The sequence below is a fragment of the Acinetobacter sp. YH01007 genome (assembly GCF_013420425.1).
In the GTDB taxonomy this organism is placed as follows: Bacteria; Pseudomonadota; Gammaproteobacteria; order Pseudomonadales; family Moraxellaceae; genus Acinetobacter; species Acinetobacter towneri.
On record NZ_VOYC01000017.1, the window covers coordinates 20248 to 43116 of the forward strand.

Annotated in this window: 26 protein-coding genes; 9 read left to right on the forward strand and 17 right to left on the reverse strand. The window is 42.0% G+C overall.

What is annotated here, in order from left to right; translation table 11 throughout:
• Positions 1–105 precede the first annotated feature (105 nt).
• Positions 106–1275: a thiolase family protein gene (locus tag FTT74_RS09830; RefSeq protein ID WP_004973508.1), complete on the forward strand. Its 1170-nt coding sequence runs from the start codon at positions 106–108 to the stop codon at positions 1273–1275.
• Between the two features lie 99 nt (positions 1276–1374).
• Here the strand turns inward: FTT74_RS09830 and pcaD are convergent, their stop codons facing one another.
• The 12 genes from pcaD to FTT74_RS09890 form a co-directional block, all read right to left on the reverse strand.
• On the reverse strand, positions 1375–2154 hold the full coding sequence (pcaD, locus tag FTT74_RS09835) for a 3-oxoadipate enol-lactonase (protein ID WP_096901607.1): 780 nt from the start codon (positions 2152–2154) through the stop codon (positions 1375–1377).
• Between the two features lie 70 nt (positions 2155–2224).
• A complete protein-coding gene (gene pcaF / locus FTT74_RS09840; RefSeq protein WP_070155120.1) occupies positions 2225–3430 on the reverse strand; it encodes a 3-oxoadipyl-CoA thiolase in 1206 nt (401 codons plus the stop codon).
• 138 nt (positions 3431–3568) lie between these two features.
• Positions 3569–4222: a 3-oxoacid CoA-transferase subunit B gene (locus FTT74_RS09845; RefSeq protein ID WP_104851987.1), complete on the reverse strand. Its 654-nt coding sequence runs from the start codon at positions 4220–4222 to the stop codon at positions 3569–3571.
• A gap of 22 nt (positions 4223–4244) precedes the next feature.
• A complete protein-coding gene (locus FTT74_RS09850; protein ID WP_104851986.1) occupies positions 4245–4931 on the reverse strand; it encodes a 3-oxoacid CoA-transferase subunit A in 687 nt (228 codons plus the stop codon).
• Positions 4932–4958: 27 nt separating this feature from the next.
• Positions 4959–6179, reverse strand: coding sequence for a benzoate/H(+) symporter BenE (gene benE / locus FTT74_RS09855; RefSeq protein ID WP_096901610.1), 1221 nt, complete (start codon positions 6177–6179; stop codon positions 4959–4961).
• A gap of 59 nt (positions 6180–6238) precedes the next feature.
• Complete coding sequence (benD, locus tag FTT74_RS09860) at positions 6239–7024, reverse strand: benzoate diol dehydrogenase BenD (protein ID WP_004973522.1); 786 nt, start codon at positions 7022–7024, stop codon at positions 6239–6241.
• A 38-nt stretch (positions 7025–7062) separates the two neighbouring features.
• Positions 7063–8079, reverse strand: coding sequence for a benzoate 1,2-dioxygenase electron transfer component BenC (gene benC, locus FTT74_RS09865; RefSeq protein ID WP_019837573.1), 1017 nt, complete (start codon positions 8077–8079; stop codon positions 7063–7065).
• Positions 8080–8174: 95 nt separating this feature from the next.
• Entirely contained in the window at positions 8175–8666 is a 492-nt protein-coding gene (gene benB, locus FTT74_RS09870) for a benzoate 1,2-dioxygenase small subunit (RefSeq protein ID WP_004973525.1), read from the reverse strand.
• Complete coding sequence (gene benA / locus FTT74_RS09875; protein WP_167846022.1) at positions 8663–10051, reverse strand: benzoate 1,2-dioxygenase large subunit; 1389 nt, start codon at positions 10049–10051, stop codon at positions 8663–8665. The genes benB and benA overlap by 4 nt, the downstream gene beginning before the upstream one ends.
• 73 nt (positions 10052–10124) lie before the next feature.
• Positions 10125–11045, reverse strand: a complete 921-nt coding sequence (gene catA / locus FTT74_RS09880; RefSeq protein WP_004973528.1) for a catechol 1,2-dioxygenase — start codon at positions 11043–11045, stop codon at positions 10125–10127.
• Between the two features lie 147 nt (positions 11046–11192).
• Positions 11193–11483 carry a muconolactone Delta-isomerase gene (gene catC, locus FTT74_RS09885; protein WP_096901615.1) on the reverse strand — a complete coding sequence of 97 codons (291 nt, stop codon included), beginning with the start codon at positions 11481–11483 and terminating at the stop codon, positions 11193–11195.
• A 13-nt stretch (positions 11484–11496) separates the two neighbouring features.
• Entirely contained in the window at positions 11497–12606 is a 1110-nt protein-coding gene (locus FTT74_RS09890) for a muconate/chloromuconate family cycloisomerase (protein WP_004973532.1), read from the reverse strand.
• A 116-nt stretch (positions 12607–12722) separates the two neighbouring features.
• On the opposite strand from FTT74_RS09890, the gene FTT74_RS09895 reads away from it, so the two are divergent.
• The 3 genes from FTT74_RS09895 (at position 12723) to FTT74_RS09905 (ending at position 16765) form a co-directional block, all read left to right on the forward strand.
• Complete coding sequence (locus FTT74_RS09895; RefSeq protein ID WP_179988978.1) at positions 12723–13637, forward strand: LysR family transcriptional regulator; 915 nt, start codon at positions 12723–12725, stop codon at positions 13635–13637.
• Between the two features lie 287 nt (positions 13638–13924).
• On the forward strand, positions 13925–15298 hold the full coding sequence (locus tag FTT74_RS09900; RefSeq protein WP_163145796.1) for an MFS transporter: 1374 nt from the start codon (positions 13925–13927) through the stop codon (positions 15296–15298).
• 108 nt (positions 15299–15406) lie between these two features.
• On the forward strand, positions 15407–16765 hold the full coding sequence (locus FTT74_RS09905; protein WP_179988977.1) for a DcaP family trimeric outer membrane transporter: 1359 nt from the start codon (positions 15407–15409) through the stop codon (positions 16763–16765).
• A 76-nt stretch (positions 16766–16841) separates the two neighbouring features.
• Here FTT74_RS09905 and FTT74_RS09910 read toward each other — a convergent pair whose 3' ends face one another.
• Positions 16842–18266, reverse strand: coding sequence for a PLP-dependent aminotransferase family protein (locus FTT74_RS09910; RefSeq protein ID WP_179988976.1), 1425 nt, complete (start codon positions 18264–18266; stop codon positions 16842–16844).
• A gap of 207 nt (positions 18267–18473) precedes the next feature.
• Between FTT74_RS09910 and FTT74_RS09915 the strand changes: the two genes are divergently transcribed.
• From FTT74_RS09915 to FTT74_RS09935, 5 genes are all read left to right on the forward strand, one after another.
• Positions 18474–18623 carry a hypothetical protein gene (locus FTT74_RS09915; protein ID WP_004973540.1) on the forward strand — a complete coding sequence of 50 codons (150 nt, stop codon included), beginning with the start codon at positions 18474–18476 and terminating at the stop codon, positions 18621–18623.
• 187 nt (positions 18624–18810) lie between these two features.
• Complete coding sequence (locus tag FTT74_RS09920; protein WP_131261930.1) at positions 18811–19698, forward strand: DMT family transporter; 888 nt, start codon at positions 18811–18813, stop codon at positions 19696–19698.
• A 141-nt stretch (positions 19699–19839) separates the two neighbouring features.
• A complete protein-coding gene (locus FTT74_RS09925) occupies positions 19840–20217 on the forward strand; it encodes a hypothetical protein (protein WP_096902818.1) in 378 nt (125 codons plus the stop codon).
• Positions 20207–20665 carry a hypothetical protein gene (locus tag FTT74_RS09930; RefSeq protein ID WP_026438387.1) on the forward strand — a complete coding sequence of 153 codons (459 nt, stop codon included), beginning with the start codon at positions 20207–20209 and terminating at the stop codon, positions 20663–20665. Before FTT74_RS09925 ends, FTT74_RS09930 begins: the two co-directional genes overlap by 11 nt.
• A gap of 198 nt (positions 20666–20863) precedes the next feature.
• On the forward strand, positions 20864–21352 hold the full coding sequence (locus tag FTT74_RS09935) for a helix-turn-helix domain-containing protein (RefSeq protein WP_004973550.1): 489 nt from the start codon (positions 20864–20866) through the stop codon (positions 21350–21352).
• A gap of 31 nt (positions 21353–21383) precedes the next feature.
• Here FTT74_RS09935 and FTT74_RS09940 read toward each other — a convergent pair whose 3' ends face one another.
• From FTT74_RS09940 to tusD, 4 genes are all read right to left on the reverse strand, one after another.
• Positions 21384–21695 (reverse strand): TusE/DsrC/DsvC family sulfur relay protein, encoded by a 312-nt coding sequence (locus FTT74_RS09940; RefSeq protein ID WP_026438386.1) that lies wholly within the window; start codon positions 21693–21695, stop codon positions 21384–21386.
• 58 nt (positions 21696–21753) lie between these two features.
• Positions 21754–22038 carry a DsrH/TusB family sulfur metabolism protein gene (locus FTT74_RS09945; protein WP_179988975.1) on the reverse strand — a complete coding sequence of 95 codons (285 nt, stop codon included), beginning with the start codon at positions 22036–22038 and terminating at the stop codon, positions 21754–21756.
• Between the two features lie 65 nt (positions 22039–22103).
• Positions 22104–22454 carry a hypothetical protein gene (locus tag FTT74_RS09950; protein WP_004973555.1) on the reverse strand — a complete coding sequence of 117 codons (351 nt, stop codon included), beginning with the start codon at positions 22452–22454 and terminating at the stop codon, positions 22104–22106.
• A 43-nt stretch (positions 22455–22497) separates the two neighbouring features.
• Complete coding sequence (gene tusD / locus FTT74_RS09955) at positions 22498–22866, reverse strand: sulfurtransferase complex subunit TusD (protein ID WP_154320742.1); 369 nt, start codon at positions 22864–22866, stop codon at positions 22498–22500.
• Between the last annotated feature and the right edge of the window lie 3 nt (positions 22867–22869).

The following is a 22869-nucleotide window of genomic DNA, read 5'->3' on the forward strand; positions in this document are numbered from 1 at the left end:
ATTTAACGTGAATTACTTGCTAACTCACAGGGATGTTATTTGTAATTTTAAAAAGCATGGCTTTTACGGTAATCACTTTAAAAAGACGGTAATAAGGGACTAAAAATGATTGTAATTGTAGATGCTGTACGTACCGCAATGGGCGGCTTTCAAGGTTCACTGGCAAGTTGTATAGCACCCGATTTAGGCGCGGTTGCAATTCAACACGCAGTTGCACGTGCAGGTTTAAGTGGGACTGACATTGATGAAGTAATTTTTGGTTGTGTATTGCCTGCAGGTTTGAAGCAAGGCCCTGCACGTCAGGCGATGCGTCAAGCGGGTTTACCCGATAGTACAGGTGCAACCACCATCAATAAAATTTGTGGCTCTGGCATGAAAGCTGTTATGCAGGCAGCCGATGCTATTCAGGCAGGTTCAGCGCAGATTGTGGTCGCTGGCGGTATGGAATCTATGTCGAATGCGCCGTATTTGCTAGATAAAGCACGTGCAGGTTTCCGTATGGGACACGGCAAAGTCACAGACCACATGTTTCAGGAAGGTTTAGAAGATGCTGAAACAGGCTTGTCGATGGGCGTGCTGGCGCAAGACATGGCAGACAAGAAAAACTATACCCGTGAGCAGCAGGATGAATACGCAATTCGCTCTTTAAACCGCGCGGTAGAAGCCATTCAAAACGGTTATTTTAAAAATGAAATCGTGCCTGTCACTGTTCATTCACGTAAAGGTGATGTGATTGTCGATCAGGATGAACAACCGTTAAATGCCAAAGTCGATAAAATTAGCAGTTTGCGTCCCGCATTTAAAAAAGATGGCACGATTACAGCCGCCAATGCCAGCTCTATTTCAGATGGCGCATCTGCTCTGGTGATTACATCAGATGTGGTTGCGGCAGAGCGTGGCTTAAAACCGCTTGCAAAAGTTGTGGCATACGCGACACATTCACAACATCCTTCTGAGTTTACTCTTGCTCCTGTAGGGGCGATTCAAAAAGTGCTAGATAAAGCAGGGTGGTCGGTTGCCGATGTAGATTTGTGGGAAATTAATGAAGCCTTTGCCATGGTAACCATGCTTGCGATAGATGCTTTTGATTTAGACCCTGCCAAAGTGAATATTCAGGGTGGTGCATGTGCTTTGGGGCATCCTCTAGGTTCTTCAGGTTCACGTATTATTGTGACGCTCATTCATGCATTGCAACGTATAGGCGCGAAAAAAGGCGTGGCATCTTTATGTATTGGCGGTGGTGAAGCCACAGCGATTGCGGTGGAGTTAGTTTAAGTCCAGCTCGTCTAACTGCAGATTCATCTATAAAAAATAGAGTTCTCGAAAGAACTCTATTTTTTTAACTTTTAACTTATTAACAATAACAATGAAGTTTTATGCTTGGATAAACTGCTTCACTGCTTGGTTAAATTCATTTGGCAATTCTACGTTAGAAATGTGCGATGCATTGATTTCAAACAATTGGCTATTGGCAATACGTTCAACCATAAATTGACCATCGACAACTGTTGTCACAGGGTCTTGCTGACCTGCAACCACTAAAACAGGCACAGTGATGTCTTTAAGTTGTTCACGTACATCCGCTTTAGCCAAAGCTTCGCAACAGCTCGCATAACCTTCGGCGCTGCCAGCTGCCAAGTCGTTTTGAAGATTGTTGACCACTGTCGCGTTGCTTTGGATAAAGGGTTCAGTAAACCAGCGTGATGCTGCAGTCGAAGCAATCGGTTGTAAACCTTGTTCACGTACCAATGCGGCACGGTCATTCCAAGCCTGTTCTTGACCAATTTTTGCCGCAGTATTACACACCACCACCTGATTAAAACGTTCAGGGCGATGAATCGCTAACCATTGACCTGTTAAACCGCCCATAGAAATACCACAGAATGCCGCTTTTTCAACATTTAAGTGATCGAGTAGATTTACAACATCTTGACCCAATTGATCAATGCTATATGGACCTTGCGGAGCTGATGATGCACCGTGACCACGTGTGTCGTAGCAAATTACAAAAAAGTCTTGCTGGAAAAAATCAATCTGTGCTTGCCACATTTTGAAGTTTGTACCCAGCGAGTTTGAAAAAATCAGTGCAGGTTTTGTAGCATCACCAAAAGTTTGGTAATTGATTTGCGCATCATTTGAGGTAAAAGTTGGCATTTTTTTTAAATCCTTAATCTTATAAATCCCCCTAAATCCCCCTTTATGAAAGGGGAACTTTTAATGAGGATTAAACACGTTCAATAATCAAAGCAATACCTTGACCAACACCAATACACATTGAACATAAACCGTATTTACCGCCAGTTTGTTCAAGTTGGTTCAGTGCTGTAGTGACTAAACGCGCACCAGATGCACCAAGTGGGTGACCTAAAGCAATTGCACCACCGTTTGGATTGACTTTCTCTGAACCATCTTCAATGCCTAAGTCACGAGTACATGCTAATGCTTGTGCAGCAAAGGCTTCGTTCAGTTCAATCACGTCCATTTGTTCAATGGTCAAACCTGTTTGTGCCAACAATTTTTTGATTGCAGGCGCAGGACCAAAGCCCATAATACGTGGTTCAACACCAACAACAGTTGAAGCAATGATTTTGGCACGTGGTTTTAAGCCGTGTTGTGCAACCGCTTCTTCAGAAGCAATCAGTAGGGCAGCCGCACCATCGTTAATACCTGACGCGTTACCTGCAGTCACAGTACCGTCTGCTTTTACCACTGGCTTTAATTTTGCCAATGCTTCTGCTGTGGTTGATGCACGTGGATGTTCGTCTGCAGCAACAACGACAGGCTCGCCTTTACGTTGTGGAATTTCCACTGCAATAATTTCTTTGTCAAAGAAACCGCGTGCTTGTGCAGCAGCAGTACGTTGTTGGCTGGTTAGAGCAAACAAGTCTTGATCGGCACGGTTAATATTGAACTGTTCCGCTACATTTTCAGCAGTTTGCGGCATAGTTTCTACGCCGTACATTTCTTTGAGTTTCGGGTTAATGAAACGCCAGCCCATTGTGGTGTCTTCAATTTTTTGACTACGACCATAAGCAGATTCTGATTTACCCATCACAAATGGAGCGCGGCTCATTGATTCAACACCACCTGCAATAATCAGGTTTGCTTCACCTGCTTTAATTGCACGTGCGGCCATTGCAATTGCGTCTAGCGATGAACCACATAAACGGTTTACAGTGGTTGCTGGCACTTGGTACGGTAAACCTGCTAAAAGTGCAGACATACGACCCACGTTACGGTTGTCTTCACCTGCTTGGTTGGCACAGCCGTAAATCACGTCATCAACTTGTTCCCAGTTTACAGATGGATTGCGTTGCATAAGTGCTTTGATCGGTAATGCGCCTAAGTCATCAGCACGGACTGGAGCTAAACCACCTGCATAACGACCAAATGGGGTACGGATGGCATCGACGATATATGCGTTTTTCATATTTTATTTTCCAAATATCTTAATCTCTCCCAACCTCCCTTTAAAAAAGGGAGGAGATTCCCACCTAAAATTACTTGATGGAAGTCCCCCTTTGAAAAAGGGGGATTTAGGGGGATTAAAAATTATATTTAAAGACGATTAAGCCTGAGTCGCATCAATCAGCTTTGCACCAGTCAATGACTGTAATTCTTCAAAGCTCAAGCCTTCAACTTTTTCAAGAACTTTCATGCCTTCAGGAGTTACGTCAATCACACATAAGTCAGTGTAAATGCGGTCTACACATTTCAAGCCAGTTGCTGGGTAAGTCAATTCAGCCACGATTTTTGGTTCACCTTTTTTGGTGACGTGATCGGTTGTGATAAAGACTTTTTTCGCACCAACGGCTAAGTCCATTGCGCCACCAACAGCAGGAATCGCATCTGGCGCACCTGTGTGCCAGTTTGCCAAGTCGCCATTTTCAGCCACTTGGAATGCACCCAATACTGCGATGTCTAAGTGACCGCCACGCATCATGGCAAAAGAGTCACCATGATGGAAGAATGAGCCGCCTGTTAGCATGGTCACGAATTCTTTACCTGCGTTGATTAACTCAGGGTCTTCTTCACCTGCAGGAGGTGGTGGACCGAAAGCCAATAAACCGTTTTCAGAGTGTAAGAATACGTCTTTGTCTGAAGGCAGGTAGTTTGAAATTTTAGTTGGTAAGCCAATGCCGAGGTTGACATAAGCACCGTCTGGAATGTCTTGTGCCACACGTTCAGCGATTTGATCACGTGTTAATTTGGTATAGCTCATGATGTTCTCCTTCACGTGACAGTTATGCAGATTGTTCAGGTTGTTTTGCGCCAACGGCAACAACGTGCTGAACGAAAATACCCGGAGTGATGATGTGTTCAGGATCTAACGCGCCTAACTCAACCACTTCAGAAACCTGTGCAATTGTCACATCGGCAGCCATCGCCATGATTGGGCCAAAGTTACGTGCAGATTTACGGTACACCAAGTTACCCCAACGGTCGCCTTGCTGTGCTTTAATTAAAGCAAAGTCTGCGCGGATTGGGTTTTCTAGTACGTAGTCTTTACCTTCATAATTTAAGGTTGGTTTGCCTTCTGCAAGTAAAGTACCAAAACCTGTAGGGGTATAGATTGGACCTAGACCCATACCTGCAGCCTGAATACGGCATGCCAAGTTACCTTGCGGCACCAGTTCAAGCTCGATTTTGCCTGCGCGGTAAAGTTCATCAAATACCCAAGAGTCAGACTGACGTGGGAATGAACAGATAATTTTACGTACCGCGCCAGCTTTTAGCAGTTTCGCTAAACCGTAGTCACCATTACCTGCGTTGTTGTTTACAATAATTAAATCTTTGATGCCAAGTTCAATCAAACCATCAATGAGTTCCGCTGGCTGACCTGCGGTACCAAAACCACCAATCATGATGGTTGAACCATCTTTAATTTGCGAAAGGACTTCTGTTAAAGAAGTTTGACTTTTATCAATCATAATGTGTCCTAGACAATTGCCTGTCCATTAACTTTTGGAACTTTGAGTTGAAGGTAGGGGTGCTGCTGAGCTGTCGCGTTTGGTTAATACCCAATGTGCGATCAAACCAATACAGATACCCCAAAATACAGAACTTAGCCCTAAAAACTGCATGCCAGAGGCGGTTGCTAAAAAGGTGATGAGGGCTGCATCACGCTGTGATTCTTTACTCATTGCAACTGAAATATTGGTGGCAATTGCACCTAAAAGTGCAAGTCCAGCCAACGCTGCAATCAGTTCTTTGGGCAATAGGCTAAATAGCATGACGATGCTACCCGCAAATAACCCACCTAAAATATAGAAAATACCGTTTGCAACACCTGCAATATATCGCTTTTCTTTCAGTTCGTGCGCATCTTTACCTAAGCATAATGCTGCAGTAATAGAGGCAAGTACAATGGTAATTCCTCCTACACATGCAACGGCAAGAGAAGCGATACTGGTCGCACTAATAATAGGCTTAGCAGGCATGTCATAACCGCTAATTTTAATAATTGCCATGCCCGGTAAAAACTGTCCAGACAAGCTGACTAAAATTAAAGGTAATGCCAAGTTTAAGGTTGAATTCCACGTCCATTCAGGAACAATAAACTGTGGAATTGCCAAACTAAAATTGGTGGTGACAGGGTTAATTTTACCGAGCATTAAGCTGAGTATAATGCCTGCAGCAAGCACCCAAATCATGGCATAACGTGGACTAAAACGCTTTGCCAATAAAAATACCGCTAGCATCCCAAATACAATGTATGGCAGGGTATCGGTTGCAGTAAATAAGCCTAAGCCAAATTGAACCAAAATACCTGCCATCATGCCTGCTGCGACTTCTTGCGGAATCCAAGACAGGAGTTTGTCAAAATAACCTGTGATTCCAATCAAAAAAATCACCACAGCAGAGGTGATGTAGGCTGCAACTGCTTCATTTAGGGTAATATCGGGAAACAGTGTGACCAGCAATGCGGTACCGGGTGCAGACCAAGCGGTGACCACAGGCACTTTGTATTTAATGGACAAAAAGATACCTGCGACAGCAGCACCAATAGAAATTCCCCAAATCCATGAAATCATCATATCTGGGGAAACTTGGGCTTGCTGTGCCGCTTGGAAAAAGATGATCAATGGCCCTGAATAGGAGATCAGCACTGCTAAGAATCCTGCAACAGTGGCTGAAATTGACCAGTCATTTTTTAAAGTTTGGAACAGGTGACTCATTGACGATTTGCCTCCTTGCGTCAAGCAATGATCCTGTTGAAGTTGGTCATGATCTTGGCTTAGCCCTGATCACCACCACCTACAGGTACAACGGTACCTGTCATGTACGATGACTCATCAGAAGCAAGGAACAGAATCGCATTCACTTGTTCCTGAATGGTGCCATAGCGACCCAAGAAGGTACGATCAATGGTTTGATCGACCACTTGTTGCATCCACTCTTTTTCAGATTCTGAAAGTGGGTTGGCATTACGTGGCACTTTACGTGGTGGCGCTTCTGTACCGCCAGTTGCAATAGCATTCACACGAATACCATCTTTGGCATGTTCAAAGGCGAGGGAAGCGGTTAAACCGTTTACACCACCTTTAGACGCCGAATATGGCACGCGGTTAATACCACGTGTTGCAATTGAAGATACGTTTACAATGGTACCTTTCTGGTTTTTCACCATTTCAGGCAATACTGCGCGGCAGCACCACATAGTAGGGAACAATGAACGATTCACTTCTTTGATAATTTCTTCTTCAGAAAATTCTTCAAAAGGTTTCATCCAAATTGCACCGCCTACGTTGTTGATGAGCACATCAACACGACCATAGGTTTCAAGTGCTTTAGCAACCACAGATTCTGCACCTGCAAAAGTTTCAAGGTTGGCTTTTACGGTTACTGCATCGCCACCGTGTTCTTCAATTTCGGCCAACACTTCTTCTACATAGGGAGAAAGGTCTGCCATAACCACTTGGGCACCTTCACTCGCCACTTGTAAAGCCACACCGCGACCAATGCCTTGAGCGGCACCAGTCACGATTACAACTTTGTTTTCAAATCTTTTTGTGCGATTCATTGTATTCTCCGACTATGTTTCTAGACTGTATAACAAACTTAGTTGGCAGAGAATTTTTCAAATAGGAAGCTTGCAGGTTTAACACCTTCTGCATCTAACCAGCCACGTACCGCTTCTACCATTGGCACTGGACCACATAGGTAGATGTCTACATCACCACCGTTGAGCCATTCGTTTTCGATATGGCCAGTCACGTAACCTTTACGCTCGTGTGCAGATTCTGGATTTGCCACTACAGTGCGGTACTCGAACCAAGAGAATTTTTCTTGTAGTTCGTTTAATTTTTCAATTGCAACCAAGTCAAAGTCATTGGTCACACCAAAAACTAAACGTACAGGGTGCTCAGAACCTTTTTCTTCAAGTACTTGCAGCATAGACATAAATGGTGCGATACCTGTACCACCTGCTAACATCACTACAGGGCGTGCTACATTACGTAAGTAGAAGCTACCAAATGGACCCGTAAAGGTCATTTTGTCGCCAGCTTTGGCATTTTGGCTTAAGAATTCGCTCATTTTGCCGTTTGGTACGTTACGTACTACAAAACCAGTTAAGCGGTTACCAGGCTTAGAGCTGAAAGAATATGAACGGGTTTCTGTTGTACCAGGAATACCCACATTCACGTATTGACCTGCAAGGAAGTGAATGTCTGGTTGACCTTCATCTAACTGAATGTCAAAAGTAATGGTCGAGTCAGATAAGTTTTCGACACGAGCCAAAGTACCTTCAAATGCATGAATTTCAGTTTTACATACATCAGAAGTTGCTTGAATTTGGAATACTGCGTCAGAAGTTGGTTTACATTGGCATGCAAGAATGTAGCCTTGTTCAGCTTCTTCTGGTGTCAATGCATCTTCAATATAAGTTTCTTCAGGCATGTCATACGAACCTGATTCACAAAACGCACGGCACGTTCCACATGCACCGTCACGGCAGTCCAAAGGAATATTGATCTTTTGACGGTAAGCTGCGTCTGACAGTGTTTCACCATCTGTAACAGAAATAAAACGTGTAACGCCATCTTCAAATTGAAGTGCAACATTGTGGTTTGACATGGCTGAATATCCTATATAAATCTTTGAAACTAGACCTTTCAGCCAAGATTCCATCTGGCTGAAAGGTTTTTACCTTGCTGTAAATGAATACAGTCTTAGAGGTGATAAATGTCGATTACTTGGTTGATGTAATCGTTTTTCAGCACCACGTACTTGCTTAAAATTTGTGGTTTGTCGCCAGAAAAGTCGATTTCGTAGCGTGACATACCAAAGTAGCTGTAGTTGGTTTTGTAACGGAAACTCAAGGTGTTCCAGTTAAAACGTACAGTCACTTTATTGCCATCACGTTCAACAATTTCAATGTTGTTGATGTTGTGGCTCGTACGTGTGTCTGGCATGGTTGCAGACGAACGTTCAGTTTTGATACGGAACACACGGTCTTCCAAACCTTGACGGTCTGGGTAGTAAATCAAAGATATTTCAGACTGTGGATCTGTGGTTAATTGGTCATCGTCATCCCAAGCTGGCATCCAGAAAGAAGCAGTAGGAGCGTAGCACTGTAACCACTCATCCCATTGCTCATCATCTAAAAAGCGAGCTTCTTGATAAAGGAACTGCGCAACTTTTTCTAAAGTGATGTCGCTCATGCGTTTTCTCCTTCAGTAGATGCCGCAATTTCTTTTTCAGTTGCGATGCCTTGTTTGATGAGTTCTAACCAGTGTTGGTGCTGAGCAAGGTATAAACCTTCGTCTTCAGTTTTAATACCTGAAAGTTTTGGTTTTAAACCGATTTCGTTTGCAGCATCGTCTGGACCTTGGATCCAATGCTTAGAACCACGGCACATATCGTTCCACTCAAGTGCGATACCTGCGTAGCCAACTTGACATGCACGGAATTCTTCAAGATCGTCTGGTGTAGCCATACCTGATGCGTTAAAGAAGTCTTCGTACTGACGAATACGGCGTGCGCGTGCTTCTGGCTCTTCACCTACAGGTGCGATACAGTAAATTGTCACTTCAGTCTTATCGACAGAAAGAGGACGTAACACACGAATTTGTGAACCGAACTGATCCATGAAGTACACGTTTGGATAGATACACAAGTTACGTGAACGCTCGATCATCCATTTCGCCATTGCTTCACCGAATTGCTCGGTGTATTCATCTTTCTTGGCAAAGTTAGGACGGTCTTCTGGGTTAGCCCATTGAGTCCAAAGGAGCATGTGACCATTTTCAAAGCCGTAAGAACCACCGCCTTGTTTGCCCCATGAACCTGCGCTCATTGCACGGATGTTATCGCCAGCTTCTTTTTCTTTACGTTGCTGAGTTGTTGCAGCGTAGTTCCAGTGTACTGCAGACACGTGGTAACCATCGGCACCGTTTTCAGCAGTTAACTTCCAGTTACCTTCATAGGTGTAAGTCGAAGAACCACGTAAAACTTCAAGACCTTGTTGAGATTGACCCACAATCATGTCAATGATTTTAGTCGCTTCGCCTAGGTATTCTTCTAAAGAAGGAACATCTGGGTTTAAGCTACCAAACAAGAAACCTTTATAGCTTTCAAAGCGGGCAACTTTTTTCAAGTCGTGTGAACCGTCTTTGTTAAAGCAATCTGAATAACCTGCATCTGCTGGGTCTTTCACTTTTAACAACTTACCAGAGTTGTTGAAAGTCCAACCGTGGAATGGGCAAGTATAAGTTGCTTTGTTACCACGCTTGTAACGACATAATTGTGCACCACGGTGTGAACACGAGTTGATCATGGCATTCAATTCGCCATTGCGGTTACGCGCAATGATGATTGGCTGACGACCAATGTAAGTGGTGTAGTAGTCATTGTTGTTTGGAATTTGGCTTTCATGTGCCAAATAAACCCAGTTGCCTTCAAAAATGTATTTCATTTCTAGGTCAAACAGGGCTTGGTCTGTGAATACTGAACGGTGTAATTTAAATTCACCAGATTCAAAATCATCAACCAATAATTCGTCAATACGGTCTAAGTGGCTAGTATTGATAACAGGAATACGAGGCATGTCCTTTCTCCGACTTTCCAAGGAGGGCAGTCATCGGGATGGGGCAACGACCACATCCCGATTCCATTTCAAATTATGCGCTTGCGCGGCGACGTTCAACTTCAGTAGAAGGAACGCCAGCTTGATCTTTCTGAAGAACAATGTTGAACTGGATGTGTTTGAAAGGACCTTTCAGACCACGTTTTGCAATTTCAGCTTCATCAGTCACGTCAACCGCAGTTGCCACCAGACCTTCACGAGTCGCGAATGCAAAGTCATCCCACAGGTATTGGTCGCCTTCAATATTGAATTGAGTAGTCAGCTTGCGGTAACCTGGTGCAGATACGAAGTAATGTACGTGCGATGGACGGTTACCGTGACGGCCTAGCTTGTCCAGTACAAACTGAGTTGTACCTTCTGGAGGGCAGCCATAACCCACTGGCATTGTCGTCAATGCAGTATATTGACCATCGGCAGCGGTAATGATGCTGCGACGCAGGTTAAAGTCTGACTGTGACTTGTCAAAGAATGAGTAGTTGCCTAGGCTGTTGGCATGCCAGATTTCAACTTTAGCACCTTCAACACGGTTGCCGTCAGTATCAGTCACTGTACCTTCAATGATCAGCGTCGGGATTTTGCCTTCTTCAGAACCATCGTCCATACGCGCAAAGCTTACTGTTTCAGGTGCGCCAGAGACATAAAGTGGACCTTCAATCGTACGTGGCGTACCGCCAGTAATGCCTGCTTTAGCATCCGCTTCATCAGCACGTAAGTCTAGGTAGTGTTCCAGACCCAAACCTGCAGCCAATAAACCTAATTCGTTCGCTTGACCGGCATCAGTAAAGTATTCCAGACCTTTCCACAGTTCTGACTGAGAAATATCAAGATCTTCGATCGCTTGGAAAAGGTCACCCAATAAACGCACAACAACTTGTTGTACACGTTCATCTACAGGGCCTGTCGCTGTATCAACGTTCATTTGCTTAACTAATGCATCAATTTCTTGGCGATTCATTTTCATTCTCCTTGGAGGTGTGCTTTGGTGGCGAATATCTCTGGACTAAAAACGAGATAATTGGCTGCCACTTTCCTTGTTTACTTGGTTTGCTAAATGTTTACTTTGGTGCTGGAGTAAGGTGCTTACTCCAGTTTCCGAATTAAATCAGGTGTCATCTTCACGAATTGATGAAGGGTGGCGGTTCAATGCCATCACTTCAATATTCATGTAAGGGTAGAGCGGAAGACCTTGCAGAATGTTGTGCAGTTCTTCATTGCTCTCAACATCAAAAATACTGATGTTTGAATACTGGCCAGTAATACGCCAAATATGACGCCATTTACCTTGACGCTGTAATTCCTGCGAATATGCTTTTTCAACGGCTTTAATTTCGTTAGCAGTTTCTGCTGGCATATCCAATGGAATGTTTACATCCATACGTACGTGGAAAAGCATGGGTTTCTCCTAATTACTGACGACGCAAGTTGTCAATTTTGTCTTCATCCAACTCAATACCTAAACCTGCACCTGTTGGAAGGTGTAATTCAAAGTCTTGGTACTGAAGTGGAGTTTTTAAAATTTCTTCGGTCAGCAATAACGGACCAAATAATTCTGTGCCATAAGCTAAATTCTGGAAGGTCGAGAACACATGCGCAGATGCAATCGTGCCGACAGGGCCTTCAAGCATTGTGCCGCCATATAGGTCGATGCCTGCCAACTGTGCAATTGTTGCAACTTCACAACCTTCGATTAGACCCGCAGATTGGGCAACTTTAACTGCAAATACAGATGCAGCATTACGTTTTGCCAATTGATAAGCGCTTTGTGGGCCCATCAATGATTCATCTGCCATGATGGCAATATCAAATTTACGTGTTAAACGCTCCATGGCATCAATGTTGTCAATTGCACATGGTTGTTCAATTAAATCGACACCACCATCTTGTAAAAGCTGGATGCCTTTAATTGCTTCAAGTTCTGACCAAGCACGGTTTACGTCTACACGAATAGAAACGTCTTTACCCAATGCTTGTTTGATTGCCAATACGTGTTCTACATCTTGCTCTACTGGGCGTGAACCGATTTTGAGCTTGAATGTGTTGTGGCGTTTAGCCGCAATCATTTTTTGTGCTTCAGCGATGTCTTTTTCTGTATCGCCAGATGCAAGTACCCATAACACAGGAACCGAGTTGCGTAGGCGACCACCTAAAATTTCACTTAAAGGTTGGTTTAAGCGCTGCGCTTGAATATCTAATAAAGCAGTTTGAATGGCACATTTCGCGAAACGGTTGCCATTGATATTCTTTTTAATGACCTGTAAAGTTTGCGCAACATTCAAGCCAGCTAAAGTTTTTAGCAATGATGCGAAATATGTTTCGATATTGGTTTTTACGCTTTCTGGGCTTTCTTCACCATAGCCCAAGCCGCCAATCGTGGTTGCTTCGCCCCAGCCAACAAAACCATCTTCAGTGGTGATTTTGACTAATACAAGGGTTTGGGTTTGCATGGTTGCAACCGCCATCTTGTGTGGACGGATGGTTGGTATTTCCACCAGCAAAGTTTCTACTGACTTATACATGGTTTGCCCTTCATATCATTGCTTTATTACAGTTATGTGATATACCTTAAAAGAATAAATTGCATTGGTCGAAGATCAAATATGCATTTTTTTATACTTAAAAGGTATTTTGAGCTATGGAACTCAGACATTTACGTTATTTTGTTGCTGTTGTAGAAGAGCAAAGTTTCACCAAGGCAGCAGAAAAACTCTTTATTGCTCAACCACCTTTGAGCAGACAGATCCAAAATTTAGAACAAGAGCTTGGAATTCAACTATTTGAGCGTGGAAGTAGACCGCTTAAGACCACCGAAGCAGGCCAATTCTTTTACCAACATGCCGTTAAACTTTTGTCTAATGCGGAAGAAATCAAGTCGATGACAAAACGTGTCGGTATTGCTGGTCGTACTGTGACTATTGGCTTCGTTGGTTCTTTATTGTTCGGATTATTGTCAAGAATTGTGTATTTGTTTAAGCAGCAGCATCCGCATTTAAAAATAGAAATGGTGGAAATGACCACCAATGACCAAATTCAGGCACTTAAAGAAGGGCGCATAGATGTTGGATTTGGACGCTTAAGAATTTCTGATCCTGCAGTTAAACGTATCTTATTACGTGAAGAACGCTTGATGGTTGCAGTACATTCGAGCCACCCATTTGCGGCACAAAAAGAAGGTGTATATTTGGCGGATGTTGTTGATCAACAAGTATTTTTATATCCAAATCACAACAAGCCAAACTTCTCTACCCAAATTCGTGGCGTGTTTTCTGAGTATGGTTTAGAACCTCGCAAAATTCGTGAAGTGCGTGAATTACAATTGGCGTTGGGTTTTGTTGCTGCAGGTGAGGGCTTGTGTATCGTGCCAGAAAGCGCACAAAGTATTCATTTGGCACATTTGCACTTTATACCTTTATTAGATGACTCGGCTGTAAGTCCTGTGTTTATGGCAATTCGTAATATGGATGAAAGTGAAGACATTCGATCTTTGTTTGACTGCATTTATCAAGTTTATGATTTGGAAGCATTTACTTATGATCGCAATGTATTCTAGTAAAGCCATATAAAACAAATATTTATAACTATATTTTTTATATAAAAGCACAGATATTTTTAACAAAATACTGTTATGTGAATTGCCTGAAAAACTTTTTTAAGCATCACATTACAGTATTTTTTTCGCCTTGTTATTTTTATCTATTTTAAAATCAATATTTTACAAATTATAGACTTTTTAGGTATGTATCCATGCCTATTCAGTTTTGGACAAATTTTAACTTATTATTCATTGTGTGCATCTGAGTTGGAGTAACGGACTTCACAATTAGGAGGTGAAGCAAGATGCAAAGCAATAAAATTAATATTAATACCTTGATTGACGAGGCCAAGTTCACGCCATTCCATTGGGGCGTATTGTTTTGGTGTTTGATGATCATTATTTTTGACGGTTACGATTTGGTCATTTATGGGGTTGCATTACCATTACTTATGCAAGAGTGGGCGCTCAGTGCGGTACAAGCAGGTTTACTGGCCAGTACGGCATTGTTTGGCATGATGTTTGGTGCCATGACCTTCGGTACGTTATCGGACAAGTTGGGTCGTAAAAAAACCATTATGATCTGTGTGGCTATTTTTAGTGGCTTTACCTTCTTTGGCGCATTTGCGACTAACCCTGTTGAATTTGGTATTTTACGTTTCCTTGCAGGCTTAGGTATTGGCGGTGTAATGCCAAACGTAGTGGCATTAATGACTGAATATGCGCCAAAGCGTATTCGTAGTACTTTAGTTGCACTTATGTTCAGTGGTTATGCGATTGGTGGTATGACATCAGCATTGTTGGGTGCATGGTTAGTGCCAGAGTTTGGTTGGAAAATCATGTTTTACATCGCAATTATTCCATTGGTGGCTTTACCATTAATTTGGAAATTCTTGCCTGAGTCACTCATGTATTTGACCAACAAGAAAGAAATTGAGCAAACTCGCAGCATTGTGCAAAAAATTTCACCAAGCCAACAATTAAATGGTGACACTGAGTTTGTACTGAATGAAGTGACTAAAGGCGATGAAGCACCTGTAAAAGCATTGTTCCAGCAAGGCCGTATGTTCAGTACGTTCATGTTCTGGATCGCATTCTTCATGTGCTTGTTAATGGTTTATGCTTTGGGCAGCTGGTTACCAAAATTGATGATCCAAGCAGGTTACTCACTTGGTGCAAGTATGATCTTCTTATTCGCCTTGAACATTGGTGGGATGATTGGCGCGATTGGTGGTGGTGCGCTGGCTGACCGTTTCCATATCAAAAAAGTACTGACCATTATGTTTATCTGTGGTGCAGCAGCGTTAATTCTACTTGGTTTCAACAGCCCGCAAATCGTGTTGTATACCTTAATTGCAGTTGCAGGTGCAGCGACAATTGGTTCACAAATCTTGCTTTATACTTTCGTCGCACAATATTACCCATCTACTGTACGTTCTACAGGTATGGGCTGGGCGTCAGGTATTGGTCGCATCGGTGCAATCGTTGGGCCAGTACTCACAGGTGCACTATTAACCATGAATTTACCGCACCAAATGAACTTCTTTGCTATTGCGATTCCAGGTGTAATTGCTGCCTTAGCAATCTTCATGGTGAATTTAAAAACGTCTGTAGAAGCTAAAGCCGCTGCGGAGCCTGCTGTAGAAAGCAATCCAGTCGCACAAAAAGCAACCCAATAATTTCTTTACCTTTCCATTAATCTACAGTCATCAATGATATAGATCGCCATCGTAAGAGATGGTGATCTGTTGCTAGAATTTGATGGCACAATAACAAGCGAGTTTAGGATGAACGCGAAAATATTAACCCAATCTACACATTTTCAATCTACAACGGTTCGACCAACAATGCAGCGTACGCTCATGATGAGCATGATTGCATTGAGCATGGGCGGTATGAGTGTTGCAGCACAAGCGCAAACTCAACAGCAAAAAGAAATTGAACAACTTAGACAAGAAGTTCAGGCTTTACGTGGTTTGATTGAGCAGCAAAAAGTACAAAATGCACAAACTGCAACAGCAATTGCCAATGTGCAACGTACTGCAGCAGCGCCAGTTGCTAATCCTGTGTTAAAAACTGCCAAAGGTGCCGAATTTAATCTATATGGTAATGTGCGTTTAGATGCTTCTTATCAGGTAGAAGGTGGCGCTAAAGATATGCCGTATAACCAAATTAACGGTGTACCACTTGAAGGCAATAAAGAACAAAGTGATCGTTTAAGATCAACACTTTCTGCAACCCGTTTAGGTTTAGATTTTAAAAGCCCTGTGGGTGAACAAGACGTAAAAGGTAAACTTGAAGTTGACTTCTTGGGTGGAGCAAATCTTGATAACTTACGTATTCGTCATGCTTACTTGAACTACGGCAACTGGTTAATTGGTCAAACTTGGTCAAACTTTGCGATTCCAGACTATATGCCAGAAACCATTGATGCTTTGGCGTATGTTGGTGGTGCGGTGAAACGTACACCACAAGTACGCTATACAACAAAGTTTAGCCCACAAACCAATTTGGTGGTTGCAGCTGAAGACCCTAAAGACAGTTCAATCAACCAGCGTTTACCTGCATTAACTGCGCGTTTAAATCATCAATTTGCAGATAATTTAAATGTCAGCGTACGTGCGATGGGACATGAAAAACGTGTCAATTCTGATGAAGAAATGGCATGGGGTGTCGGTGTAGGTGCTAAATACGATGTTGTACCGGGCACGACTTTAAAAGCCGATTATTACCATGTAAAAGGTGATAGCAGCTTTGTATCATTTACCAACAAAGGTGTTGCTGTTACTAACCTTGATGACAAAGGTGCGATTACTGCAACGAGTGCTATCGCAGCGCAAAGTGAATTCGATTCAATTATGGTCGGTATTACACAAAAGTTTGGTGACAAAGTGCATGGCACTTTGGGTTATGGTTATATGAGTTTTGACAAAGACCCTAACTACATTGCAGCAACGAAAGACACAACCACGATTAACAAAGACTTATGGCAAGCTTGGGCAAACGTATTCTATAGCCCACGTAAACCGTTAAGCTTTGGTTTAGAATATGTTTATGGTGAGCGTGAAGCATTTGGTGAAGCAGCAAATGGCAGCAAAACAGGTGAAGATAACCGAATCAATGCAGTCGCAATTTATAACTTCTAAAATTGTACTGTAAACCACAAAAGAGCTGAGCCAAAAACTCAGCTCTTTTTTTATTGTCGGGTGATCGGCTTGGCAATTAGGCATGAGTATATTGCGTGATGTGCTGTTGTATCACCTCAGACAAAACATCCAATGCAGCAGCAATATCACTGTTCCAAGCAAAAGAGCAGTTTAAACGGATAAAGTTCTGGCTGACCTGTTCAGAACGGAATAACTGACTTGGCGCAATGCCAATCTTGTTTTGAATCAATAGCTGATAAATCGTATAGCCATCTATATATGCAGGCAGTTCAATCCATAAAAAGTATCCACTAGAATAGTAGTGAATTTTGCAGGTTGGGTTTAAGCGTTGTTTCAACTGCTGATAAAACACTTTTTTGTGTTTTTCTAATTGCTTGCGTAATTGACGCAAATGTTTTTCATAATGATGATGTGACAGAAAATCGACCAAAGTGTTTTGCAGTAAGGGACTTGCAGAAACCGTGCTCATGAGTTGCAAATGCTGAATAGCATTGGAAAATTGTCCTGCATAAACCCAACCAACCCGCACAGCAGAACCCAAAGTTTTAGAAAAAGAAGCGCAGTGCAGTACCCGTTGTTGTCGGTCAAAATACTTCATGGGTAGCGGTTTTTGCGTTCCGTAATACAATTCTTGATAGACATCATCTTCAATTAAATACACTTGATATTCTTCAAGCAAACTCGCAATACGTTGCTTAATTTCATCTCTGACACTAAAGCCAATAGGGTTATGAATATTCAACATCAACCAGCAGACTTTAATTGGGTATTGTTTTAAGGCTTGTTCAAATGAGTCTAAATCGAAACCTGAAACAGGGTGTTCTGGAATGGTAATCACCTGTAAACCAAGACGTTCAGCCGCTTGCCATGCACCATAAAAAATAGTTTCTTGTAATAGAATAAAATCTCCAGGTTTGGTCAAAGCTTGTAATGACAAATTGAGCGCATCTAATGCGCCAGATGTAATGACAATGTCATTTGCATGGGTGGGTATGCCTTGTAAACAGTAGCGATTTGCAATTATGGTTCTTAATTCATAATTGCCCGGTGGCATGTGGTCGTGGCTAAAATAACTGCTTTTTCGCTTGGCGTGCTGCGCTAAAATTTGCATTAACTTTGGGTTAAACAGTAATTCTGCATTGGGAAAGGCAGAGCCTAAAGGACTGACATCTGCAGACTGAATTGATTTTAAATAGCCAAAGACCAAAGAGTTCATTTGAATATGTGCATTTAAACTCAAACTGCTTGGTACAGGTCGTTCAGTTTGATTGAGACGTTCTGCGACATAAAACCCCGACTTTTGTTTAGCGTAAACCAATCCCTGAGCTTCAAGTTCTTGATAAGCGTTTAGCACGGTCATTAAGCTATAACCACTGATTTGTGATTGTTCTCTTAACGAAGGTAACTTGCTATGTGCTTTCCATGCACCATTTTCAATGAGTTGCCGAATGTTCAACGCCAATTGTTCAGATTTATACATGGTATGACTCAAGCATTTTTTGCAGCTGTTACTTATTTTGATCTATTTTTAGGTTTAAAACATTAAATAATTTCTGTTTTTATAACAGATTGGCATGTATCTAAAATCAACTGTTATAGTTTTTAATGAATATTTTGTATCTACAGCAATGCTTTAGAATTTTACATAATCTGTATATCCCCATAATCTGGCTAGATTGGAGTCGATATGCAAGAAGATAACTCACGCAAACCACAGAAATATGCCGATAGCAGTATTTCAGACAAAGCATTTAAGCACATGATTATTTGGTTTACCGTGTATGTAGCTTTATTTTGTATCGGCGTGGCTGTTGTGGTGAATTTAGATAAGTTCTAAACAGTTTTTGAATAACAGCACACCTATAATCGCTTCAAGATATGAAAAACATTCATTTGAATTTTAATGAATGTTTTTTTTGTTTATAAAAGAGATCGTAAGCGCATAACTCAAAAGCAATAAAGATCGCAAAAATAACGGAATAGGCGTAAATTATAACTTTATCAGTAAAGCATTTGTGGTTGCAATGATTTCGAGTTGGGTGCTCTTTACCTTAATGGCTGCATTTATGCAGGCATGGCGCAATGCCTTTCAAAAACAACTCAGCACAAGTGTAGATGTTTATGGCGTGACTTTGGCACGTTTTATTTTTGCCTTGCCTTTTGCATTGGCGTATTTAAGCATTTTACAATGGCAGCAGCCTGTTCAAGCCAAACTACATTTTAGTTCGGTGTTTTGGCTGTATATCATTATTGCAGCAGTGTGTCAGATTTTAGCCACGGCTTTAATGGTAAAACTGTTTCAACAAAAAAATTACGCAGTAGGTGTCGGGCTTGCCAAAAGTGAAGCAGTTTTAGCCGCAATTGTAGGCGTGATTTTCTTACAAGAACATTTAAGTGCATTGGCTTGGTTCGGCGTTGCGATAGGCGGTATTGCGGTATTTCTACTCAGTAAAGGCAATCAACGCAGTGATTTTTCATTCACGACTTTAGCCATTGGAATCGGTAGTGGACTCAGCTTCGCGGTGACTTCTTTATTGGTGCGTGAAGCCAGTCTAGAACTCGATTTCTTACCGTTTATTCATCGTGCTGCATGGGTTTTGGTGTGGGTTATTGGCTTACAATGTTTTATCTTATTGGCTTTTTTAGGCATATTTAAACGACATACCTTATATGCCATGTGGCAGCGGGTTGGATTAACTTTTAAAGTGAGCGTCTGCAGTTTTTTAGCATCATTGGGCTGGTTTAATGCCATGAGTATGCAAACTGTGGCGATTGTGAAAACACTCGGACAAATTGAAATATTATTCAGCTTACTTATTTCAGCGTATTTCTTTAAAGAAAAACTTGCTCGTACCGATCATTGGGGATTGGGATTGGTCGTGCTTGCGGCAATGTTGGTTATTTGGGCGTAGCATCATATTTCAAAGCTAAGTAATTTCAAATTCATGTCATATCCGTTGCACTTCATTTGAGCATCTCAGAAATATAAAAATAAAGATTCTCTATCCGTACAATCTCGTTAGAATACTCACAGCTTATCTTAGAGAATTGTCATGTCTAAACCACAGCAAAAGCAAAAAAACTCAGCCTTGGCAGAATTGATAGAAGAACAAAAACTGCTCTGTGAAGAATTTGGTTCAGCCTATATTGCAGTGAGTGGCGATGATGTTGTCGCAGTTGCAGTCCAGACCTTAAATAAAGACCCAATTGTGGGCTTGCGTAAAGCGCCAGAAGGTGAAGAAAAAGTCGCGTGGTACATTTATGGCGGTGAATTGGGTGAAGATGAAGTGAACTTTGAAACCATGCCTGTGCGCGAGTTGCAAGATATTTTGCCTGACGTGCTTCCATATCTGGCTTTAGAACAAGGCTACCGCTTTATGATTGATGCTGATGACTATGAAGATGTCTGGAAAGAAGGCGATGAGTCTTAAGCTTATGCGCATGTCGAACATGGCAAAAATATCGGTGAGCATTATGCTTGGACTGCAAAGTCTGAGCGTAATGGCACAAGGTATTCAAGCGCAGCAGTTGGCACTTGAAGCATCATCTACACCTATTACAATTCCACATACAGCCAATGGGTTGACCCAAACACAATATCAAGATTTGTTAAATCAATACACGCAAATTGTGAATGACAGCAAAAAAATATTGGATGATCCTACGAGCCAAGCAACGGCAGAACAACAAAAACAGGCATTTTGTGCACGCTATCACGCCTATAAAAATATTGCTGAAATTTCCGAGTACAATCCAAACTTGTATCCTGCACCTGTGATGTTAATGGTGGCAAAGCGTTATTTAGAACAGCAGCACAACAGTTTCACGGCTTCAGGTATGACTGAACAAGTTTTTTGTGCAGGAGCTACATCTAAATAGTGTGATCTGCCTTATAAGTGAATAGCAAATTTAAAGATTGAAGATGCAGGTGTATAAAGCCCCAAAAACTGGGGATTCCTTTTAAGCAGATTGTGAAGTCATACTTCATTTTTTATCAATTTTCATGCAAAACTAACTTTGCAAAGACTGTAGAATCTTTTAACTTGCAGGTAGTGAACTGAGGGATAGGCGACATAGATGAAATGGGATGAAATTGGCGAGCAGCCTTGTTCGATTGCACGAACCTTGTCGGTGATTGGTGACCGTTGGACGATGCTGATTATTCGTAATGCCTTTATGGGCATGCGTCGCTTTGATGATTTTCAACAACATTTGGGCGTAACGCGGCATGTATTGTCAGATCGTTTAAAGCGTTTGGTGGAACATGAAATTTTAGTCAAAGTGCCTTATGTAGAGCGCCAAGAACGTTTTGAATATAAATTGACAGAGAAGGGCTTGGAGCTTTATCCCTTAATGCTGTCTATGGCAAATTGGGCAGATAAATGGATGGATCAAGGTTTAGGTAAGCCTGTGGAATACATCCATAAAAATTGTGCTAAGACGTTTCAACCTGTCGTGGTATGTTCGGAATGTGGTGAAGAACTGCATGCCAAGCAAGTAAAACCACATTTTACCCCAGTGTATTATCAGTACATCCAAGCACAGCAGAATTTAAAACAAGCCTAAATCAGTGCTGTATTAATCAGCAACAGTTTGTCTATAAGCAGTTGGCTGGTTTAGGAATACCCGCTAAACGACTTAAATGCCGTGCCACCAAACCTGTATTAAATTTTTCCTGCAAAACAGCGTTGTTAATCTCTGGGCTTACAGTTTTCATTAAAAATTTGATTAAAGGACGGGTTGCAGGTGAGTGTCCAAATTGCTGATAAAATTGGCGTACAGCGTGCAAAACTTCAAAATGCCAAGCTGTGAGTTCAAGCTCTAAACTTTGCGCCAATTCTTGCGCCACTTGTTCATTCCAGACAGTGTAATCCAGCAAATGTCCATCTTGATCTAATTCTAGTGTCATCTCTTGTTTCATTCACCCTTAAAAATGCTTTGCATTGGTTTCATATCATTACGGCTTGCTATTTTAAGCTGATACAGCGCTGATGTGCTAAACACAGCGTTGCAAAAGCTGCATAATCAATCGGCTGTACGTTTTTTGCCAAATGACCATTCAATATTTCTGCATCATTTTCCAGTACATATATTTTGTCTAGCTGGGCGCAGAGTGGATGTTGCTGGTGCAATACCGCATCACCCATAAGTACAACGCTATCTTGCGGAGCGTACAGGGCATTTAGCTCTGCTAAAATTGTTGCGGTGCTATCAAAGCTCGCTTGGATTAAATATAAATTTGCGTCAGACATGTTTTTCTCTTTAGATGTTTAGATATGGTCAAATGATCAATCAGATTGTTAAACCACCGATCAGCCTACCAATATAAAACTCGATCAAAGGTTTGAATCAGCTCCCGATTCAGTTCCACCCATTCAATCTCATGTACCGTATTTTTGATAAACGGCGAGTTAGCATGTTTATTTTCAATCAAAATTGGGCTGAGGTCATAAAACTCAAAGCTATCGACCAAATTGGATGCCACTTTAAAAGCATGTTTTAGTGAATCAAATGCCAGTTCCGACTGTAATAGGCTTAATGCCGCATCTTGTAATAACACTTTGACTTCACAACCAAAAGTTGCCAGTACCATTGTTGCAGACAAGCTTTCATGCACTTGTAAGCTGTTTAAATTGGCCTGACGTAAAACCACGAGTACAGTTTTCACACAATTTACCTTTTAAATGCAACAGATTTACAAAATGAATCGCTTAAAATTGAATCAGGCGTTCTGTGCTTTGCACTGCATCGGCCAGTTCGCCCAAGCCAACCAATTCAAAGCCTGCGGCTAAATTGTGTTGGCTCAGTTGATGGCGTTTGGCATTGTCTGCATCGCTAATACCACGTGCCAGTGCGGCACTTACACATACGGGTAAACGAATAGACAATTTTTGCCATTCTGTTTTGAGGTTGCGTTGATCATCGGGTACCCATTGCAACTCATTCGCTACAGCAACGCCATCTTGATAAAAAAACACACGAAAAGCCTCATTTTTCTGTTGTAAGGCTTGAGCAAGACCGAGTGCATGCCATGCATGAATAGAGGTTGGTGCGGAGGTTATTAGTAATAAGGTGCTCATCAA

Excerpts from the sequence above, each read along its gene's own strand:
- FTT74_RS09830 (WP_004973508.1), top strand. The coding sequence starts at position 106 with ATGATTGTAATTGTAGATGCTGTACGTACCGCAATGGGCGGCTTTCAA.
- pcaD (WP_096901607.1), bottom strand. The coding sequence starts at position 2,154 with ATGCCAACTTTTACCTCAAATGATGCGCAAATCAATTACCAAACTTTT.
- pcaF (WP_070155120.1), bottom strand. The coding sequence starts at position 3,430 with ATGAAAAACGCATATATCGTCGATGCCATCCGTACCCCATTTGGTCGT.
- FTT74_RS09845 (WP_104851987.1), bottom strand. The coding sequence starts at position 4,222 with ATGAGCTATACCAAATTAACACGTGATCAAATCGCTGAACGTGTGGCA.
- FTT74_RS09850 (WP_104851986.1), bottom strand. The coding sequence starts at position 4,931 with ATGATTGATAAAAGTCAAACTTCTTTAACAGAAGTCCTTTCGCAAATT.
- benE (WP_096901610.1), bottom strand. The coding sequence starts at position 6,179 with ATGAGTCACCTGTTCCAAACTTTAAAAAATGACTGGTCAATTTCAGCC.
- benD (WP_004973522.1), bottom strand. The coding sequence starts at position 7,024 with ATGAATCGCACAAAAAGATTTGAAAACAAAGTTGTAATCGTGACTGGT.
- benC (WP_019837573.1), bottom strand. The coding sequence starts at position 8,079 with ATGTCAAACCACAATGTTGCACTTCAATTTGAAGATGGCGTTACACGT.
- benB (WP_004973525.1), bottom strand. The coding sequence starts at position 8,666 with ATGAGCGACATCACTTTAGAAAAAGTTGCGCAGTTCCTTTATCAAGAA.
- benA (WP_167846022.1), bottom strand. The coding sequence starts at position 10,051 with ATGCCTCGTATTCCTGTTATCAATACTAGCCACTTAGACCGTATTGAC.
- catA (WP_004973528.1), bottom strand. The coding sequence starts at position 11,045 with ATGAATCGCCAAGAAATTGATGCATTAGTTAAGCAAATGAACGTTGAT.
- catC (WP_096901615.1), bottom strand. The coding sequence starts at position 11,483 with ATGCTTTTCCACGTACGTATGGATGTAAACATTCCATTGGATATGCCA.
- FTT74_RS09890 (WP_004973532.1), bottom strand. The coding sequence starts at position 12,606 with ATGTATAAGTCAGTAGAAACTTTGCTGGTGGAAATACCAACCATCCGT.
- FTT74_RS09895 (WP_179988978.1), top strand. The coding sequence starts at position 12,723 with ATGGAACTCAGACATTTACGTTATTTTGTTGCTGTTGTAGAAGAGCAA.
- FTT74_RS09900 (WP_163145796.1), top strand. The coding sequence starts at position 13,925 with ATGCAAAGCAATAAAATTAATATTAATACCTTGATTGACGAGGCCAAG.
- FTT74_RS09905 (WP_179988977.1), top strand. The coding sequence starts at position 15,407 with ATGAACGCGAAAATATTAACCCAATCTACACATTTTCAATCTACAACG.
- FTT74_RS09910 (WP_179988976.1), bottom strand. The coding sequence starts at position 18,266 with ATGTATAAATCTGAACAATTGGCGTTGAACATTCGGCAACTCATTGAA.
- FTT74_RS09915 (WP_004973540.1), top strand. The coding sequence starts at position 18,474 with ATGCAAGAAGATAACTCACGCAAACCACAGAAATATGCCGATAGCAGT.
- FTT74_RS09920 (WP_131261930.1), top strand. The coding sequence starts at position 18,811 with ATGATTTCGAGTTGGGTGCTCTTTACCTTAATGGCTGCATTTATGCAG.
- FTT74_RS09925 (WP_096902818.1), top strand. The coding sequence starts at position 19,840 with ATGTCTAAACCACAGCAAAAGCAAAAAAACTCAGCCTTGGCAGAATTG.
- FTT74_RS09930 (WP_026438387.1), top strand. The coding sequence starts at position 20,207 with ATGAGTCTTAAGCTTATGCGCATGTCGAACATGGCAAAAATATCGGTG.
- FTT74_RS09935 (WP_004973550.1), top strand. The coding sequence starts at position 20,864 with ATGAAATGGGATGAAATTGGCGAGCAGCCTTGTTCGATTGCACGAACC.
- FTT74_RS09940 (WP_026438386.1), bottom strand. The coding sequence starts at position 21,695 with ATGACACTAGAATTAGATCAAGATGGACATTTGCTGGATTACACTGTC.
- FTT74_RS09945 (WP_179988975.1), bottom strand. The coding sequence starts at position 22,038 with ATGTCTGACGCAAATTTATATTTAATCCAAGCGAGCTTTGATAGCACC.
- tusD (WP_154320742.1), bottom strand. The coding sequence starts at position 22,866 with ATGAGCACCTTATTACTAATAACCTCCGCACCAACCTCTATTCATGCA.